This window comes from Hydrogenophaga pseudoflava NBRC 102511 (assembly GCF_001592285.1).
Classification (GTDB): domain Bacteria; phylum Pseudomonadota; class Gammaproteobacteria; order Burkholderiales; family Burkholderiaceae_C; genus Hydrogenophaga; species Hydrogenophaga pseudoflava.
Genome location: NZ_BCWQ01000006.1, coordinates 1 through 16,426 on the forward strand (window position 1 = coordinate 1; position 16,426 = coordinate 16,426).

Annotated in this window: 16 protein-coding genes; 11 read left to right on the forward strand and 5 right to left on the reverse strand. The window is 66.8% G+C overall.

Translation table 11 applies throughout. The features are described 5' to 3' along the window. Positions 1–232 precede the first annotated feature (232 nt). From HPS01S_RS08720 to HPS01S_RS08740, 5 genes are all read right to left on the reverse strand, one after another. Entirely contained in the window at positions 233–2,518 is a 2,286-nt protein-coding gene (locus tag HPS01S_RS08720) for a YgiQ family radical SAM protein (RefSeq protein WP_066154087.1), read from the reverse strand. Between the two features lie 95 nt (positions 2,519–2,613). Then, entirely contained in the window at positions 2,614–3,210 is a 597-nt protein-coding gene (locus HPS01S_RS08725) for a GAF domain-containing protein (RefSeq protein ID WP_157576165.1), read from the reverse strand. Between the two features lie 60 nt (positions 3,211–3,270). Then, positions 3,271–3,474, reverse strand: coding sequence for a hypothetical protein (locus HPS01S_RS08730; protein WP_066154090.1), 204 nt, complete (start codon positions 3,472–3,474; stop codon positions 3,271–3,273). After that, positions 3,471–5,180 carry an FAD-dependent monooxygenase gene (locus tag HPS01S_RS08735; protein WP_066154093.1) on the reverse strand — a complete coding sequence of 570 codons (1,710 nt, stop codon included), beginning with the start codon at positions 5,178–5,180 and terminating at the stop codon, positions 3,471–3,473. The genes HPS01S_RS08730 and HPS01S_RS08735 overlap by 4 nt, the downstream gene beginning before the upstream one ends. An 81-nt stretch (positions 5,181–5,261) precedes the next feature. After that, the gene (locus tag HPS01S_RS08740) at positions 5,262–6,104 is read right to left on the reverse strand and encodes a helix-turn-helix transcriptional regulator (protein ID WP_066154096.1); all 843 of its coding nucleotides are present in this window, start codon (positions 6,102–6,104) and stop codon (positions 5,262–5,264) included. A 78-nt stretch (positions 6,105–6,182) separates the two neighbouring features. Between HPS01S_RS08740 and HPS01S_RS08745 the strand changes: the two genes are divergently transcribed. The 11 genes from HPS01S_RS08745 (at position 6,183) to HPS01S_RS08790 (ending at position 16,426) form a co-directional block, all read left to right on the forward strand. Then, on the forward strand, positions 6,183–7,079 hold the full coding sequence (locus HPS01S_RS08745) for a crotonase/enoyl-CoA hydratase family protein (protein ID WP_066154099.1): 897 nt from the start codon (positions 6,183–6,185) through the stop codon (positions 7,077–7,079). 127 nt (positions 7,080–7,206) lie between these two features. Continuing rightward, positions 7,207–7,752: a bactofilin family protein gene (locus tag HPS01S_RS08750; RefSeq protein WP_066154102.1), complete on the forward strand. Its 546-nt coding sequence runs from the start codon at positions 7,207–7,209 to the stop codon at positions 7,750–7,752. Between the two features lie 86 nt (positions 7,753–7,838). Beyond that, the gene (locus HPS01S_RS08755) at positions 7,839–9,542 is read left to right on the forward strand and encodes an ExeA family protein (RefSeq protein ID WP_066154105.1); all 1,704 of its coding nucleotides are present in this window, start codon (positions 7,839–7,841) and stop codon (positions 9,540–9,542) included. A gap of 13 nt (positions 9,543–9,555) precedes the next feature. Further along, entirely contained in the window at positions 9,556–10,224 is a 669-nt protein-coding gene (locus tag HPS01S_RS21520) for a general secretion pathway protein GspB (protein WP_084397199.1), read from the forward strand. After that, positions 10,196–11,857, forward strand: a complete 1,662-nt coding sequence (locus tag HPS01S_RS22030; protein ID WP_157576168.1) for a glycosyltransferase family protein — start codon at positions 10,196–10,198, stop codon at positions 11,855–11,857. The genes HPS01S_RS21520 and HPS01S_RS22030 overlap by 29 nt, the downstream gene beginning before the upstream one ends. Beyond that, a complete protein-coding gene (locus tag HPS01S_RS08765; protein WP_066154111.1) occupies positions 11,854–12,579 on the forward strand; it encodes a class I SAM-dependent methyltransferase in 726 nt (241 codons plus the stop codon). The genes HPS01S_RS22030 and HPS01S_RS08765 overlap by 4 nt, the downstream gene beginning before the upstream one ends. Positions 12,580–12,941: 362 nt before the next feature. Then, positions 12,942–13,895 carry a UDP-glucuronic acid decarboxylase family protein gene (locus HPS01S_RS08770; protein ID WP_066154114.1) on the forward strand — a complete coding sequence of 318 codons (954 nt, stop codon included), beginning with the start codon at positions 12,942–12,944 and terminating at the stop codon, positions 13,893–13,895. After that, on the forward strand, positions 13,892–14,842 hold the full coding sequence (locus HPS01S_RS08775; protein ID WP_066154117.1) for a glycosyltransferase: 951 nt from the start codon (positions 13,892–13,894) through the stop codon (positions 14,840–14,842). The genes HPS01S_RS08770 and HPS01S_RS08775 overlap by 4 nt, the downstream gene beginning before the upstream one ends. Further along, positions 14,839–15,246 carry a GtrA family protein gene (locus HPS01S_RS08780; protein ID WP_066154120.1) on the forward strand — a complete coding sequence of 136 codons (408 nt, stop codon included), beginning with the start codon at positions 14,839–14,841 and terminating at the stop codon, positions 15,244–15,246. Before HPS01S_RS08775 ends, HPS01S_RS08780 begins: the two co-directional genes overlap by 4 nt. Next, positions 15,243–15,830, forward strand: coding sequence for a hypothetical protein (locus tag HPS01S_RS08785; protein ID WP_066154123.1), 588 nt, complete (start codon positions 15,243–15,245; stop codon positions 15,828–15,830). Before HPS01S_RS08780 ends, HPS01S_RS08785 begins: the two co-directional genes overlap by 4 nt. Further along, a complete protein-coding gene (locus HPS01S_RS08790) occupies positions 15,827–16,426 on the forward strand; it encodes an ABC transporter ATP-binding protein (protein WP_066154126.1) in 600 nt (199 codons plus the stop codon). The genes HPS01S_RS08785 and HPS01S_RS08790 overlap by 4 nt, the downstream gene beginning before the upstream one ends.

Sequence of the window (16,426 nt, forward strand, 5' to 3'; positions counted from 1 at the left end):
ATCCTGATGGGGCGTCGCATGTCATCACGCGGCAACACCCGCGCCGATGGTGGCGTGCCCAACATCAACCAGTTCGGCAACTCGTACCAGCTGCTGCCTGCCGACTGGGTGGGCCCGTTCTACTACTGATACACAGCGAGCACCTGTAAAAACACCCGCTGGATTTCACATCCAGCGGGTGTTTTCTTTTCCGGGTCTGGTGTCGCAGGAAAAGGATGTGCCTGTGCCTGCGCTACCGGCCCTTGCTCTTGGTACCGGGCCTCGGCGGCAGGCCTGTGTGCTGGGTCAGCATGCGTCCTTTCACAGGCGCCCCCCCTCCCGGCGTCGAGTTCTTCTTGCGCGCGCTCTGGTATCCGCCATCGGTCACTGGCTGGAAGGTCGGGATCAGGTGGTGCTTGCCGTTGCCGATCAAATCGGCGCGGCCCATGGTCTTGAGCGCTTCGCGCAGCAGTGGCCAGTTGTTGGGGTCGTGGTAGCGCAGGAAAGCCTTGTGCAGCCGCCGGCGCTTCTCACCGCGCACGATGTCCACGCGCTCGGCCCGGTCGTCGCGGTGCACACCCTTGAGCGGGTTCAGGCTGGTGTGGTACATGGCCGTGGCAGTCGCCATGGGGCTGGGGTAGAAGGTCTGCACCTGGTCGGCGCGGAAACCGTTCTTCTTCAGCCAGAGCGCGAGGTTCATCATGTCTTCGTCGCTGGTGCCCGGGTGCGCGGCGATGAAGTACGGAATGAGGAACTGCTTCTTGCCAGCCTCTTCGCTGTACTTCTCGAACATGGCCTTGAAGCGGTCGTAGCTACCGATGCCGGGCTTCATCATCTTCGACAGCGGCCCGCTTTCGGTGTGCTCGGGCGCGATCTTCAGGTAGCCGCCCACGTGGTGCTGCACCAATTCCTTGACGTATTCCGGGCTCTTGACCGCCAGGTCGTAGCGCAGACCGGACCCGATCAGGATCTTCTTGATGCCCTTGAGCGCGCGCGCCCGGCGGTAGATCCTGATCAGCGGGTCGTGGTTGGTGGTGAGGTTCTGGCAGATGCCTGGGTAGACGCAGCTGGGCTTGCGACAGGCGGCCTCGATCGCCGGGCTGCGGCAGCCCAGGCGGTACATGTTGGCGGTGGGACCGCCGAGGTCGCTGACCACGCCGGTGAAACCCACCACCTTGTCGCGCATCTCCTCGACTTCCCGGATGATCGAATCTTCCGAGCGGCTCTGGATGATTCGGCCTTCATGCTCGGTGATGGAGCAGAAGGTGCAGCCGCCAAAGCAGCCGCGCATGATGTTCACCGAGAAGCGGATCATCTCCCAGGCCGGGATCTTGGTCGCGCCGTCGTGGCGGCCGTGTTCGTCGGCGTAGGCGGGGTGCGGGCCTCGGGCGTACGGCAGGTCGAACACGTAGTCCATCTCAGCCGTGGTCAGCGGGATGGGCGGCGGGTTGATCCACACGTCGCGCGCCGTGGTGCCTTCGCCGTGCGCCTGCACCAGTGCGCGCGCATTGCCTGGGTTGGTTTCCAGGTGCAGCACGCGGTTGGCGTGGGCGTAAAGCACGGCGTCGCTCCTGACCTGCTCGTAGCTGGGCAGGCGGATGACGGTGCGGTCGCGCGGCAGCCTGGCCACACCACCCGTGGCCTGCGGGCGGTGGATGGTGATGGGTCTGACCTGCGGGTCGCACTCTGGAGTGGCGCCCTCTTCCTTGGAACAGCTCTGGCCCCGCGCTTGCGCCTGTTCGCTGGTGGTCTGGTAAGGATTGATGTGGTCTTCAACGTGGCCCGGCGTGTCGACCTCGGTTGAATCCAGCTCGATCCAGCCATCGGCGGTCGGGTCGCCAGGACGGCGCACGAAGGCAGTGCCGCGCACGTCGGTGATCTGTTCGACGGGTTCGCGCGCGGCGATGCGGTGCGCCACCTCGACCAGCGCACGCTCGGCATTGCCGTAAAGCAGCAGGTCGCACTTCGCGTCCACCACGATGGAGCGGCGCACCTTGTCGCTCCAGTAGTCGTAATGAGCGATGCGGCGGAGGCTGCCTTCGATGCCGCCCAGGACGATGGGCACGTCCTTGTAGGCCTCACGGCAGCGCTGGCTGTAGACGATGGCGGCGCGGTCCGGCCGCTTGCCGCCCACGTCGCCGGGGGTGTAGGCGTCGTCGCTGCGAATCTTCCGGTCGGCGGTGTACCGGTTGATCATGGAATCCATGTTGCCCGCGGTCACGCCCCAGAACAGGTTGGGCTTGCCCAGCACCTTGAAGCGCTCGGCACTCTGCCAGTCGGGCTGGGCGATGATGCCGACGCGAAAACCCTGCGCCTCCAGCACCCGGCCGATCACGGCCATGCCGAAACTGGGGTGGTCCACATAGGCGTCGCCCGTCACCAGCACGATGTCGCAAGAGTCCCAGCCGAGCTGCTCCATTTCCGCCCGGCTCATGGGCAGGAAGGGCGCAGTGCCGAAGCGCTTGGCCCAGTACGGGCGGTAACTGGTCAGCGGCTTGGCGTTGCGCGCGAAAAAGGAGACGTCGATGGGCGCGTTCATGGGGCCGTTCTGGAGACTTTCGGGGGAACCCGTAAGTGTAGGGGTCCCAGCCTGCCCTGCGTGGGCCTGGGGCCTCCCGCCAGACTGACGGCGCCCTACAGGGAGCGCTTGCGCTCCAGCGGCACCAGCGACAGTTCCGGCACACCTGCGCCCTGCCGTTCCCGCGCTCGCCGGCCCTCGATCTTCCCTGCCGCCAGCTTCGCGGTGTAGCGCAACACCTTCAAGTCGTTGAGGTCGGGATAGCCCTGGGGCGCCTGGCTGAAGGTGCACAGCGTTCCATAGACCTCGCCACTCGCCAGCACGATGGGCGTGCTGATGTGGGTGCCGATGGAAAAGGGGACATCCTTGAGCAGGGCAGCCGAGGCCGGCAGCCGCCGGGCATCGGGGATGAACTCGGGCAGGCGCCCGTCGACCACCCGCTGGCACCACGACACTTCCAGCGGATCAGCGTCGCCGACCGACAACAGAGGATTCCCGGGATCGGTGTCCACATACCGGATGACCCGCTGGCCCTCGGCAAACTGGGACACGAACACCACGTCCATCTTCATGCGATCGCGCAGCAGTCGCAGCACATCGGAGATGGACCGATCAATCAGTTCATCGGACTCGTCCGCGGTGGCCACCAGCAGCTCGGACACCTGCACTTCGAGGTCTTCAGGCCGGTAGCCCGGATCGAACAGTGGATTCATGCGCAGCTTTATAAGGCAAATCCACGTGCCTTGCAGCGCCTCAGACGAAGCCTTTTCCGTTCACAGGTCCTTGATCGCTGCATCGATGTGCGCCTGGAACAAGGTCGGGTCGGCCAGCGCGTTGGCGTTCATCAGCGCGAGCTTTACGAGGAACAACTCGGTTTTCGCGGGGTCGATGACATCGATGGCGGTCGCGAGCTGGTCGTAGACCTGCTCCAGGCCCGGGATCGTCAGGGTCTGCAGAGGGACATGCTGGCTGCTCATGATGAGGCTCCTGTGTTCAATCCGATGGCGGTGTGGAGGGCGGCGCGCAGCCGGCTGGCGTCCAGCGCGGCCCATCGGGCGCAGACGTGCTGGTCGGGCCGCAGCAGGTAGGCGCCACCCGAGCTCAGGCCGTGGCGCCGTCTCAGGTGGCCGTCCGCGTCGGGCAAGGTCCGGTCGGCACCGGCAACCGGCTGGCGCGCCCCGACGGCGATCACCTGCAGCGGCAGGCCCTGGGCTCGTGCCTCGTCGACCAATGCGCGCACATCGTCAGGAAGGCTGGACCCGTTGTCGGTTGCCCACAGCAGGGTGAAGCGGTGGTCGAGGTGATCCAGCAGGAAGCGATCGTTGTCCAGGCGGATGTTGCGCGGCGGTGCCCCGTGGCCTGGCCCTCTCTCGAACGCGGCGTTGTCGTCGCTCACCGCGTTGAGCGGCGAGCGGGTGTACTCGTGCGGTCGGGAGGTGCGCCAGTGGTAGAGCGGCCCGACGAAGGGCTGGGTCAGTGAGAGCGAGAGCACGGCGTCGCGCAGCAGCCGGAAACCGCGTGTGGGCGGTGTCATGAAACGGGTGCTCTTGCCCGCTTCGTCGATGATTTCGCGCGCCGCGCCCACGCGCTCGCTGCTGTAGCTCTGCAGCAGCGACGCGGGTGCCACGCCCCGGGCCACCAGCGCCAGCCGCCAAGCCAGGGCCTGGGCGTCCTGGAAGCCGGTGTTGGCGCCACGCACCCCGAAGATGGGCAGCAGGTGCGCAGCGTCGCCGACAAACAGCACGCGGCCATGCACGTAGTCGGGCAGCGTGAGCGCGCGCGCCGAATAGACCGAGCACCAGTCCATTTCCCATGGCACGCCGGCGTGGCCGATCATGGCCAGCTGGGCATTGATGCGGGCCTTGAGCGATTCGGGCTGGAGCGCGTCCTCGGGCGTCTCGCCGGGTGGCAGCTGGTAGTCCAGCCGCCACAGGCCATGCGGCTCGCGGTGCATGAGGATGGTGTTACCCGGGTTCCAGTCGGGGTCGAAGAAGGCCAGGCGCTCGGTGGGCAGCGGTAGGTCCACGCGGATGTCGGCGATGACGAACTTGCCTTCGTAGGACGCTCCTTCGAGCTTGAGGTCCATGAGGGCGCGGATCGCCGAGCGGGCACCATCGGCGGCCACCAGCCAGTCGGTTTCCAGCGTGTACGGGCCTTCGGCGGTGTCGACCTGCAACGTGGCACCGGAGGCGTCCTGCCCGAACGACACCAGCTTGTTGCCCCAGCGCAGCTCCACCAGCGAATGGGCGTCGCAGGCCTCCACCAGGTACTGCTCGAGGTACTGCTGCTGGATGTTGATCAGCGGGGCGAAGCGGTCGTCGGGGTCGTGCGGGTTCTCCATCCGGAACACGCGCTGGCCCCGGTAGAAGGAGTTGCCACAGTTCCACGGCAGGCCGTTCTCGGTGACGCGGTGTGCCACACCCACCTGCTGCAGGATTTCCATCGAGCGCCGCGTGAATGCGATGGCCCGGCTGCCCTCGGACACCTGCCGCTCGGCTTCGAGCACCACGCAGCGCACGCCCTGCTGCGCCAGCGCCAGCGCGGTCACCAAGCCAATGGGGCCAGCCCCGGCGACGACCACCGGGGCGTGCTGCTGCGCCGGGTGCTGCGATGGCACCCAGGCATCAAAGACCTGGTAGTCGTAGTAGATCGAGCGCCGCGGCTCGGCGTGGGGCTGGTGCATGCGTGTCTCCTGTAGTGCGCCGCAGTGTAGGCAGCGACGGGCCGATCGGTGTCCTTTTTTCAGGACATCCGGGACAAGTGATCAGGTCGACGCCAGCAGCGCGGCGAACAGTTCACGCTGCCCGGCCACATCCAGCTTGCGGTAGACCCGCTGGCAGTAGGTCTGGGCGCTGGAAGGCGTCAGGCCCAGGCGTTCAGCAAGAGTGTTGGTGTCCAGGCCGTCCATGAGCGCCTGCAGCACGTCCTGGTCGCGCCGGGTGAGCTGCGGCCAGCGCCGCACGGCGCGCGCCAGCAGCAGCCCGCCCAGGTCCTGGTGGACGGCCAGACCGGTGTGGTGCAGGCGCACGGCCTGCACGATCAGCGGCGCAAAGGCCTCGACCACGGCGACCGCAGCGTCGTCGAACGGACCGTGTTCGGTGCCACGGTACAGGTGCACCGACATCCAGCGCCGCCCCTCATACAGCGCCAGCACCGCCAGCCGCTCGGCCACCTGCGGCAGCGTGTAGCAGGTCTGGCGATACGGGGCATGGGCGATGTCGGCGCCGGTCTGGCGGTGCAGCAGGATGCGCGGCTGCTCGGTGCCCGCCTTTTGCGCGGCAGTCCACTCGGCCTGCATCACGGCGGCCAGCCCATCGAGCCGGTGGTAGCGGTTGACATAGGCCTCGGCGATGTGGGGTAGTTCTTTGGTGCGCGAACGATCACCCACCGCCACCACGGTGGGCCTGCGCCCGGGCTCGAAGGAAAAAATGGTGCACTGGGCCAGTGGCGCGTGTGCGCCCACCAGCCGCAACAGGTCTTCGGCCACCGCGTCCCTGGCGCCCTGGCCCAGGTGGGTCAGCAGCGCGCTGGCCTGCGCCAGCGGCAGGTCCAGCGCAGGCGGCTGGCGAGAGCCCAGCACCCAGTGGCGTCGCGACGGGATGGACATGCGAGGCACTGTAGCGCAGGCGACGGCCTGGCGTTGCGCAGCGCTCCTAGCATGCGGGATCGTCATCGAGGAGCCGACATGCCCGAATTCAGCACCCTGCGCATCACCCCCGACCCGCAACAGCCGCGCATCGCCCGCCTGCTGCTCAATCGCCCAGAGCAGTACAACGCCATCAACGACGCCATGCCCGGCGAGATCCGCGCCGCGGTGGAATGGGCCAACGCCGAGCAGGAAATCCACGTCATCGTGGTCGAAGGGGCGGGCAAGGGCTTCTGTGGCGGCTACGACCTCGCCGGTTATGCCGAGCAGCGGATCGAACACCCCTGCCAGCAGGAAGCCCCCCCCTGGGACCCGATGGCCGACTACGCCGTCATGAAGCGCAACACCGAGGACTTCATGAGCCTGTGGCGCTCATCCAAGCCGACCATCGCCAAAGTGCACGGCGCCGCGGTGGCCGGCGGCAGCGACATCGCGATGTGCTGCGACCTGCTGGTGATGGCCGAGGACGCGCGCATCGGCTACATGCCCACCCGCGTCTGGGGCTGCCCGACCACGGCCATGTGGACCTACCGGCTCGGGGCGCTGCGCGCCAAGCAGATGATGTTCACCGGCGACGTGATCGACGGCCGCACCGCCGCCGACTGGGGGCTGGCCAACGAAGCCGTGCCGGCGGAACAGCTGGAGGACGCGGTGATGCGGCTGGCCGGGCGCATCGCGGGCGTGCCCTCGTCGCACCTGGCGATGCACAAGCTGGTGGTCAACCAGGCCATGCTCAGCATGGGTCTGGAGCAGACCCAGATGTTCGCCACCGTGTTCGACGGCATCACGCGTCACAACCCCGAAGGCCTGTGGTTCCGCCGGTACGCCCAGGAACAGGGCTTCAAGGCCGCGGTGCAGTGGCGCGACAGCGGCCGGCCCATCCCCGAAGGCGATGAAGCACGCGCACTGATCCGGGAAATGGACGCGCGCAAATAGCAAGCGCGTGTTACGCAACAGGCGCAACCAGACGTACGGTTCATCTCGTTACCCCTCTTACGGCAGCGTTCCGAATGTAAGCCGCATGGTCCTTAGCATGAGCGCTTCACTTTCAGAAGGAGCTCGCATGGCACTGCATTTCGGAAAACGCGACAACGAACCCACCAACACCCTCAACCAAGGGCTCAACTCCCCCCGTTACGGCGCCAGCAGCATGAACACGCCCTCCTCCAGCAATCAGCCGGAGAGCCGCCAGCCGGCATCGGCTGCGGCATCTGCCAGCACCACCGTGCCTGAAGGCGGCAGCAAGCTCACGGTCGGCCCGAACATCAAGCTCAAGGGCGTGGAGATCACCGACTGCGACACGCTGGTGGTGGAAGGCCTGGTCGAAGCCACCATGGACTCGCGCGTGATCCAGATCGCCCAGCAAGGCGCCTTCAAGGGTTCGGCCGAGATCGACATTGCCGAGATCCACGGCGTGTTCGACGGCAACCTCACCGTGCGCCAGAAACTCGTGATCTACGCCACCGGCAAGGTCACCGGCAAGATCCGCTACGGCAAGGTGGTGATCGAGGAAGGTGGCCAGCTCTCGGGCGACATCGAATGCTCGGTGGCCGGTAGCGCCAAGTCATCCTCCTCTGCGGCCAAGCCCTCCATGGCACTCGCCGCCTGAGCATCACCACGCTCTGAACCACACCGCCCGCTTCTGCGGGCGGTGTTCATTTGCGCCTGCCCCGGCGGCCCCGCTATCCTCTGGGCATGTACGCCGGCTATTTCGGTCTCCAGCAGACTCCCTTTTCCATCGCCCCCGACCCCCGCTACCTCCTGATGAGCGAGCGGCACCGGGAGGCGCTGGCGCTGCTTCTGTACGGGGTGCAGGGCGGCGGCGGCTTCGTCCTGCTCACCGGCGAAATCGGCGCCGGCAAGACCACGGTCTGCCGCTGCTTCCTCGAACAGATCCCCGAGAACTGCCGGGTCGCCTACATCTTCAACCCCAAGCTCACCGTCGGCGACCTGCTCAAGACGATTTGCCACGAGTTCCAGCTGGAGGTGCGGCACGAAGGCATCGGGCCGGCGACGATCAAGGACTATCTTGATCCGCTGAACGAGTACCTGCTGCACAGCCACGCAGCCGGTCAGCGCAACGTGCTGATCATCGACGAGGCGCAGAACCTCACGCCCCACGTGCTGGAACAGCTGCGGCTGCTCACCAATCTTGAAACCAACGAGCGCAAACTGTTGCAGATTGTGCTGATCGGCCAGCCCGAGCTGCGCGCCGTGCTCGCCCAACCCGAGCTGGAACAGCTGGCGCAGCGGGTGATCGCGCGGTTCCACCTCGGCGCCCTCAGCGAGACCGAAACCCGGCAGTACGTGCGCCATCGCATGGAGGTGGCGGGCCTCAAGGGACCTCTGCCGTTCAGCGCGGAAGCGCTCGCGCGCGTCCACGCGATCACCCGGGGAGTGCCCCGACGCATCAACCTGCTGTGCGACCGCGCACTGCTGGGCGCCTACGCCACCGACAGCCGGCAAATCGGTCCCGCGATGGTGGACAAGGCGGCCAGCGAGGTGTTCGACATGCCCGCCACCCGGTCCGTGCCACCGCCGGTCAAGGCACTGGCCAGCCGCTCCTGGCAGACGCTGGCGCTGGGTGCACTGGGCGGCGCCGTGCTGGCCGCCGGCGTGGCCGCTGTCCTCTGGCAGCAGCGCGCACCGTCGCAAACACCTCTTCCCCATCCATCCAGCCCCACCGCGAGTCCCGCCACGGGTTCGGCTCCGGTGGCGCCGACACCCGCGCCAGCTCAGCCCCTGTCCACCGCGGCCGTCGAGGCACCTGCCGACCCACTTCACGCAAGCGCCCCTGCCCCCCTCGTCAAGCCGCCAGTGGCCGCAGACCTGCTGGGCTCCGAGGTCACCGCATGGCGTGAGCTCGGCGCACTCTGGGGCCAGTCCCTCACCGGGAACGATCCCTGCACCGCGGCCTTGAAGCAGCAACTGCAGTGCTTCAGCACGCAGCGCATGACGCTGCACGGCCTGCGCCAGCTGAACCGCCCGGGCATCCTGTTGCTGCGCCTTGGCAGTGAGGAACCGCGGCGCGCCCTCGTCACCGCCATGACCGCAGAAACCGCCACGCTGCAGGCCAATGGCCAGCGCTGGCTGATGCCGCTGACCGCACTCGCCGACATCTGGCGCGGCGACTATGCGACCCTCTGGCGCCAGCCCGAGGGCACGCGGGGCAGGATCACACAGAACCCCCAGGGTGTGGCCGGCGACTGGCTTTCGGGAGAGCTCATCAGCCTCCAGGCCAAGGGCCTGATTCCCGCCGAGGCCAGCACCTTCGCCACCCGCCTGAAGGCCTTCCAGCAGACACAAGGCCTGGAGGCCGACGGTGTGGCCGGGTCCATGACCTTCATGCAGGTCAACCTGGCCGCGGGTGTGGACGAACCGCGCCTGAGCAAGCCCTGAACGCCGCCGCGCCATGTCCTACATCCTTGATGCACTCAAACGGGCCGACGCCGAACGTGAGCGGGGCCACGTGCCCGGCCTGCACAGCCAGGGCTCGCCGGCCCCCGCAGCGGGTGCGGCGCGGGCGAGGCGGTTCGGACTGCCCATGATGGCGGGAGCCATCGTCCTGCTGCTGGCAGCGGCGACCGCCTTCTGGTGGTGGAACTCTCCCCACCGAGAGGCACCGGCGCCGGTTGCTGTGGTGCAAGCACCAGTCAGCGCGCTGGAGAAGCCGGACATGGCACCGGAGGCATCGGCGACTCCCCCTGTCCCTGCGCTGCCCATTCTGGCACCGCCACAGGTGGCCGCCCCGCCGCCTGCGCCCCGCGCCGCGTCTGCCCCTGCGACGGCTTCTGCAACCTCACCCGCAGCGGCGTCCAGTGCGCCCACGCCCCCTGCACCATCCGCCTCCGCCGGCATGGACGGACAACCTCCGCCAGCCGCCGCGGCCCCCGCATCGGCACCTGCGGTCAAGGTCTCTGGTGTCACCTACTCCTCGAACGCGGCCCATCGGATGCTGATCGCCAACGGGAAGGTGGTGCGCGAAGGCGAGGAAATCGAGCCGGGTCTCAAGGTGGAGGTCATTTCCCCCAGAAGCGCCATACTCAACCACCGTGGCTCCCGATACAACATCAACTACTGACCGCACCCTGCCGACGAGTTCGGCCCCGACGCGCGCCAGGCTTGGCATCTGGGGCCACCCGGTGCTGTGGGTGGTGGTGCTGATCGGTATCGGATGGCTGTTGCGAGGGCGCCAGTATCTGTTCAACCGGTCCCTGTGGCTGGACGAGGCCTACCTGGCGGTCAACTTCATGGACCGCGATCTCGGACAGCTGCTGTTCGAACCACTGTCCAACGGCCAGGCGGCTCCCCTGGGGTTCCTCGCGCTGACCAAGCTGCTGACGACAGGGCTGGGTGTGGAGGACTGGGTGCTGCGCTTGCAGCCTCTGGCCGCAGGCGTGCTGACCCTGCTGGCGGCCTGGGGTCTGGCGCGCAAGACGCTGCCCCACCGCGCCGCCCAGGCCACCTTCGTGGGTCTTCTGGCCCTGTCCCCGGTGCTGGTGTACTACAGCTCCGAGTTCAAGCAGTACCAGAACGATGTGCTGGCCACGGTGGGTCTGCTCTGGCTCGCCGCGCACTTTGACCTGCAGCGCTGGCAACGGGACGCCCCCGTGCTGGCGGTGGCGGGCGCCCTCGCCATCTGGCTGTCCCACCCCAGCCTGTTCGTGCTTGCGGGTGTGGGCCTGGTGCTCTGGATCGAAGCGATCCGCCAGCGCCAGCGGGCGGCTTGGCTGGCGGTGTCCGGCGCAGGGCTGCTGTGGGTGCTGGCCTTTGCGCTTCACCACACCCTGGTGATGAAGACGCTCGCCGGCAACCAGCACCTGCTGGATTTCTGGCGCTTTGCCTATGCCCCATTGCCACCGGACTCACCGACCGAGTGGCGCTGGTACCTGGACAGTGCGCTGGCGCTGGTCTACCTCGCCATGCGCCATGTGGGCGTGGCGCACCACGGCATGCTGGTCGCCTGGTTCGACGGACTGAACCTGGCTCTTCTGGCACTGTCGGCAGCGGGCTCGTTGACTCTGGCGTGGCGCGCACCGCGGATCGCCGCCATCGGGCTGGTCGTGCTGCTCGCCACGCTGGCGGCGTCGGCGCTGCACCTCTACCCATTCCGTTCTCGCCCGACCATCTTCCTGGTGCCGCTCGTGCACCTCGGTCTGGCCGCCCTCGTGCAGGCCGTGCTGGACAGCCGGAGCCTGCCCGCACGGCATCTGCTGGCGGCGGTGCTCGCCGGCTTCGTGCTGCTGGTGCCCGCCTCCGCGTCCTGGAAGGTGCTGCGCAAGCCTCACAACGACCAGGACATGAAGGCGGCGCTCCTTCACATTGCCAGCCAGACGAAGCCCGGGGACGGGGTCGTCATCGACTCCATGTCGCACAAGGCGTTCGACTTCTACTCGCGCGCCCACGGCGTGCAGGCCATGCCCGTCACGGTCTTCCGCCCCACCATCAACCAGTTCCACGACGCCATGGCCACGGTGCGCCGCCTGTGCATCGAACAGCCCATGCAGCGCAGCTGGGTCATCGTCACGCACCGGCTCCAGGAGCGCGCGGGCTTTCTGCAGCACATCGCGTCCATCGCCCCGACCCTGCAGCGATGGGATGGACAAGGCGCCATCGCGCTGCTTTACGACTTCCGGGACAGCGACTACTGCAGGAAATACGCCGCGCGCAGCCGCCCTCCGTCCGCGCCCTCGTCAGCATTGCCGACACAGTGACCGAATCCACCACATTCATCTACAGCGGCACCGAACTCGACCTGTTCGCCACCGCGAAGTGCTGGAAGTCCTATTGGACCCAGGTCATTGATCCCTATCTTGGCCAACACGTGCTGGAACTGGGAGCCGGAATCGGCGCCAACGCACAGGCACTGCAACACCGCCGTTATGCACGCTGGCTCAGCGTCGAGCCCGACGCGGCCATGGTGCAACGGATGAAACAGGGCATGGCCCAAGGGCTGCTCCCGCCCAGCCATGAGGCGGTCTGCGGCACTTCCCTGAACCTTCCGCGGAACGAGCGCTTCGACACCGTCCTGTATCTGGATGTGCTGGAGCACATTGAGGACGACCGGGCCGAACTGCAGCGCGTGACCGGACTTCTGCAACCCGGTGGACACATCGTCGTTCTGGCACCGGCCCACAACTTTCTCTACACCCCCTTCGACAAGAAGATCGGGCACTTCCGCCGTTACGACAAGGCGATGCTGCGCGCCATCGTGCCCCATGAGCTGCGAATCCGCAGGATGCAGTACCTGGACAGCGTCGGCATGCTCGCCAGTCTGGCCAACAAGCTGCTGCTCCGGTCCGATTCGCCGTCGCCCGCCCAAGTCCGCGTATGGGACTCGGTCATGGTGCGCATGTCCCGGCTCACCGACCCTCTGACCGGCTTCCGGCTGGGCAAGAGCATTGTTTGCGTTCTGCAAAAACCATTGACTGTTTGAATCAAATCAATACGCGCGAATAGTCCAACAATTACATCAATAGGTAATTCGAATATCCATTACTAGACTCTCAATACCTCCTAGCCGAGCAATCAGACAAGAAATTTCTCGCATAGGAATTCATCCGCCCAACCTTAAGAAACCTAAGCCTGCTGGCCGATTTTGGGCCACACCCCCGATGCCATTGGCGAGGCGGTTGCAGCAAGCCAATTGATGGCTGCAGCGCCCACCGGCGAATTCATCCCAAGACCAGCGGCCAATCAGACCCCAGTGGCCGTGCCGGTACAATCCCGCGGCCTGCACAGCAGGCCATCGCCACTGAATAAAGCGAATCCTGCCCACCCGACGCCCCGGAGCCCCGCATGCGCATTTCCAACAGAAAAAGAATCCTGATCACCGGGGGAGCCGGCTTTCTGGGCTCGCACCTGTGCGAGCGGCTGCTGGCCGAGGGCAACGACATCCTGTGCGCCGACAACTTCTACAGCGGCACCAAGGACAACGTGGCCCATCTGATGGGCAACCCGCACTTCGAACTGATGCGCCACGACGTGACCTTCCCGCTGTACGTGGAGGTCGACGAGATCTACAACCTGGCCTGCCCCGCCTCGCCGGTGCACTACCAGTGGGACCCGGTGCAGACCACCAAGACCAGCGTGCACGGCGCCATCAACATGCTTGGCTTGGCCAAACGCACCAAGGCCAGGATCTTCCAGGCCTCCACCAGCGAGGTCTACGGCGACCCCGAGGTGCACCCCCAGCCCGAGAGCTACTGGGGCAAGGTCAACCCCATCGGCATCCGCTCCTGCTACGACGAGGGCAAGCGCTGCGCCGAGACCCTGTTCTTCGACTACCACCGTCAGCACCAGGTGGACATCAAGGTCGCCCGCATCTTCAACACCTACGGCCCGCGCATGCACCCCAACGACGGGCGCGTGGTGAGCAACTTCATCGTGCAGGCCCTGCGCGGTGAGGACATCACCATCTACGGCGACGGCTCGCAGACGCGCAGCTTCTGCTACGTGGACGATCTGATCGAGGGTTTTGTGCGCCTGATGGCCAGCCCCGACGGCGTGACCGGCCCCATCAACCTGGGCAATCCCAACGAGTTCACCATCCGCCAGCTGGCCGAGGCCGTGCTGGCCAAGGTCGGCGGCAAGTCCAGGCTGATCTGCAAGCCCCTGCCCTCGGACGATCCCAAGCAGCGCCAGCCCAACATCGAGCAGGCCAAGGCCGTGCTCGGCTGGCAACCGCAGGTCCAGCTCGAAGAAGGCCTGGACAAGACCATCGCCTACTTCCGCCGCTTCTTGCAATCATGAGCTTCGAGCAGCACGAGATCGTGATCGTGACCCCGGTCTACGAAGACCTGGAGGCCAGCGGTCGACTGTTCAAGGAACTGGCCAAGGAGTTCGGCCAGCGGGTGTTCGTGGTGGCGGTGGACGACGGGTCGGTTCGCCAGCCCCTGACCATCACCAGCCTCGAAGACGCCGGCGTGGCCGGCGTGGTGCTCAAGCTGCGCCGCAACGTGGGTCACCAGCGCGCCATTGCGATCGGGCTGAGCTATGCGGCCGAGCACCTGGCACCCCACCAGAAGGTGGTGCTGATGGATTCGGATGGCGAGGACCTGCCCTCGACCATCCCCGAGCTGCTGCAACCGCTGGACCAGGCCGACGTGGACGTGGTGGTCGCGCAGCGCAAGAGCCGGGTGGAGACGCTCAAGTTCAAGGCCTTCTACCAGGTCTACAAACGCTTCTTCAAGGTGATGACCGGGCGTCCCATCAGCTTTGGCAACTTCATGGCGCTCAAGCCGGCCGCCGTGCAGCGCCTAGTGGCGATGCAGGAGCTGCCGATCCACGTGGCGGCGGCCGTGCTGGCCTCCAAGCTGCGCACCCGCGTCTGCCCGCTGGACCGCGGCCCGCGCTACGCCGGACAGTCCAAGATGAACTTCGTGGGCCTGGCGCTGCACGGCTTCAAAGCCCTGATGGTGTTCGCCGAGGACGTGCTGGTGCGCGTGGGCATCTTCAGCGCGGTGATCGCCGCGATGTCGGTGGTGGGATCGACCTGCGCGGTGGTGCTCAAGCTGCTGGGCTATTCCACCCCCGGCTGGTTCTCGCTGGTGCTGGGCATCTTCGTGCTGCTGTTCCTGCAGACCGGCGCCCTGGCGCTGATGACCCTCATGCTCACCGGCGTCATGCGCAGCGGCAGCGTGGTCACCGCTGTTGCCCACCGCGAGTTCATCGCCGAGGTCATCGAGACCCGACCATGAACGGTGTGGCCGCCTCCCACCCGCGCCAGGAACTGTTCCGGTTTGTGGTCAATGGCCTGGTGGCCACCGCGGTCCACTACGCGGTGCTGACCTTCAACCTCCAGGTGCTGGGCTTCGGTTCCGCCGGGCTGGCCAACCTGTGCGCAGCGGTCGTCGGCATCACCAGTTCCTTCCTGGGCAGCCGCTTCTACGTGTTCGCCCAGTCCGCGCAGCAGCCCTGGCTGCCACAGCTGTTGAAATTCAGCGGCCTCTACGGCGCCATCGCGCTGCTGCACGGCCTGGTGCTGTGGCTCTGGACCGACCGCCTCGGTCTGGACTACCGCGCCGGCTTTCTGCTGGCCACCGGCCTGCAGGTCTCGCTCAGCTACCTCGGCAACAAGTTCCTCGTGTTCAAACCCTCATGAAGCTCTTTCGCGCGCTCGCTGCCACCGCCCTGTTCGTCGTCCTGCTGCTGGCGGTGTACTACCTGCACATCCGTTTCTTTGCGGTCAACGTGGTGTTCTACGCCGCCATCGCCGACGGCGTGATCGCCGCCCTGCTCACGGGGCTGATCATCTCGACCAGCCGCACCTTCAACGGTTTCGAGAAGCTGCAACTGGTGGTGATCTGGCTGCTCTCGGGGTACTGCTTCGCCATTTCGGTGCCGACCGTCATCGACCGCTCGCTGTCGTTCTACATCCTGGAGAAGATCCAGCAGCGCGGCGGCGGCATCCAGCAGAGCCGTTTTGCCGACGTGTTCACGCAGGAATACCTCAAGGAACACCGGCTGGTCGATGTGCGCCTGACCGAACAGCTCGAATCGGGCACCATCGAGATCCAGAACGGCTGCGTCAAGCTGACCGACAAGGGCCAGCGCCTGGCCGCCGCCAGCCGCTACTTCCGCCAGAACTTCCTGCCCAAGCAGCGCCTGCTGATGGGCCAGTACTCCTCGGACCTGACCGACCCGTTCCGCCAGAGCGCGGACGTGGTCGACTACCAGTGCCAGTGAACGCGTTCCTGGAGATCCGGGGCCTGGGCTTCGCCTGGCCCGGACAGGCGCCGCTGTTCGCCCACCTGAACGCCTCGCTGACACCTGGCCTGGCCCTGCTCAGCGGCGACGAACAGCGTGGCAAGACCACCCTGCTGCGGCTGCTGGCCGCCGAGATCCGCCCACAAGCCGGGGCGATGCAACTGGCCGGGCAGGACATCGGCGGCGCGCTGGCGGGCCTGCGGCCCGACATGACCCGCCCGGACCTGGACACGGTGGTGGTGGCCGACTGGCTGCGCACTCAGGTGCCCGAGGGACCGGCGCGCGACCGGCTGGACGAGCACATCGATGGCCTGTCGCTGGGCGAGCACCTGCACAAGGGCTTCTACATGCTCTCGGCCGGCGGGCGCCGCAAGGTGGGCCTGGCCGCCGCCATGGCCCTGCAACCACCGCTGACCTTGCTCGACCAGCCGTTCGCGGCGCTGGACCTGGCCTCGATCCGCTACCTCAGCGACTGGCTGCGGGAACAATCCCTGGCCACCGACCGGCTGGTGCTGCTGGCGGACTACGAAGCGCCCGCCAACCTGGCCATCGCCCAGCGCATCGACCTGGGCTGA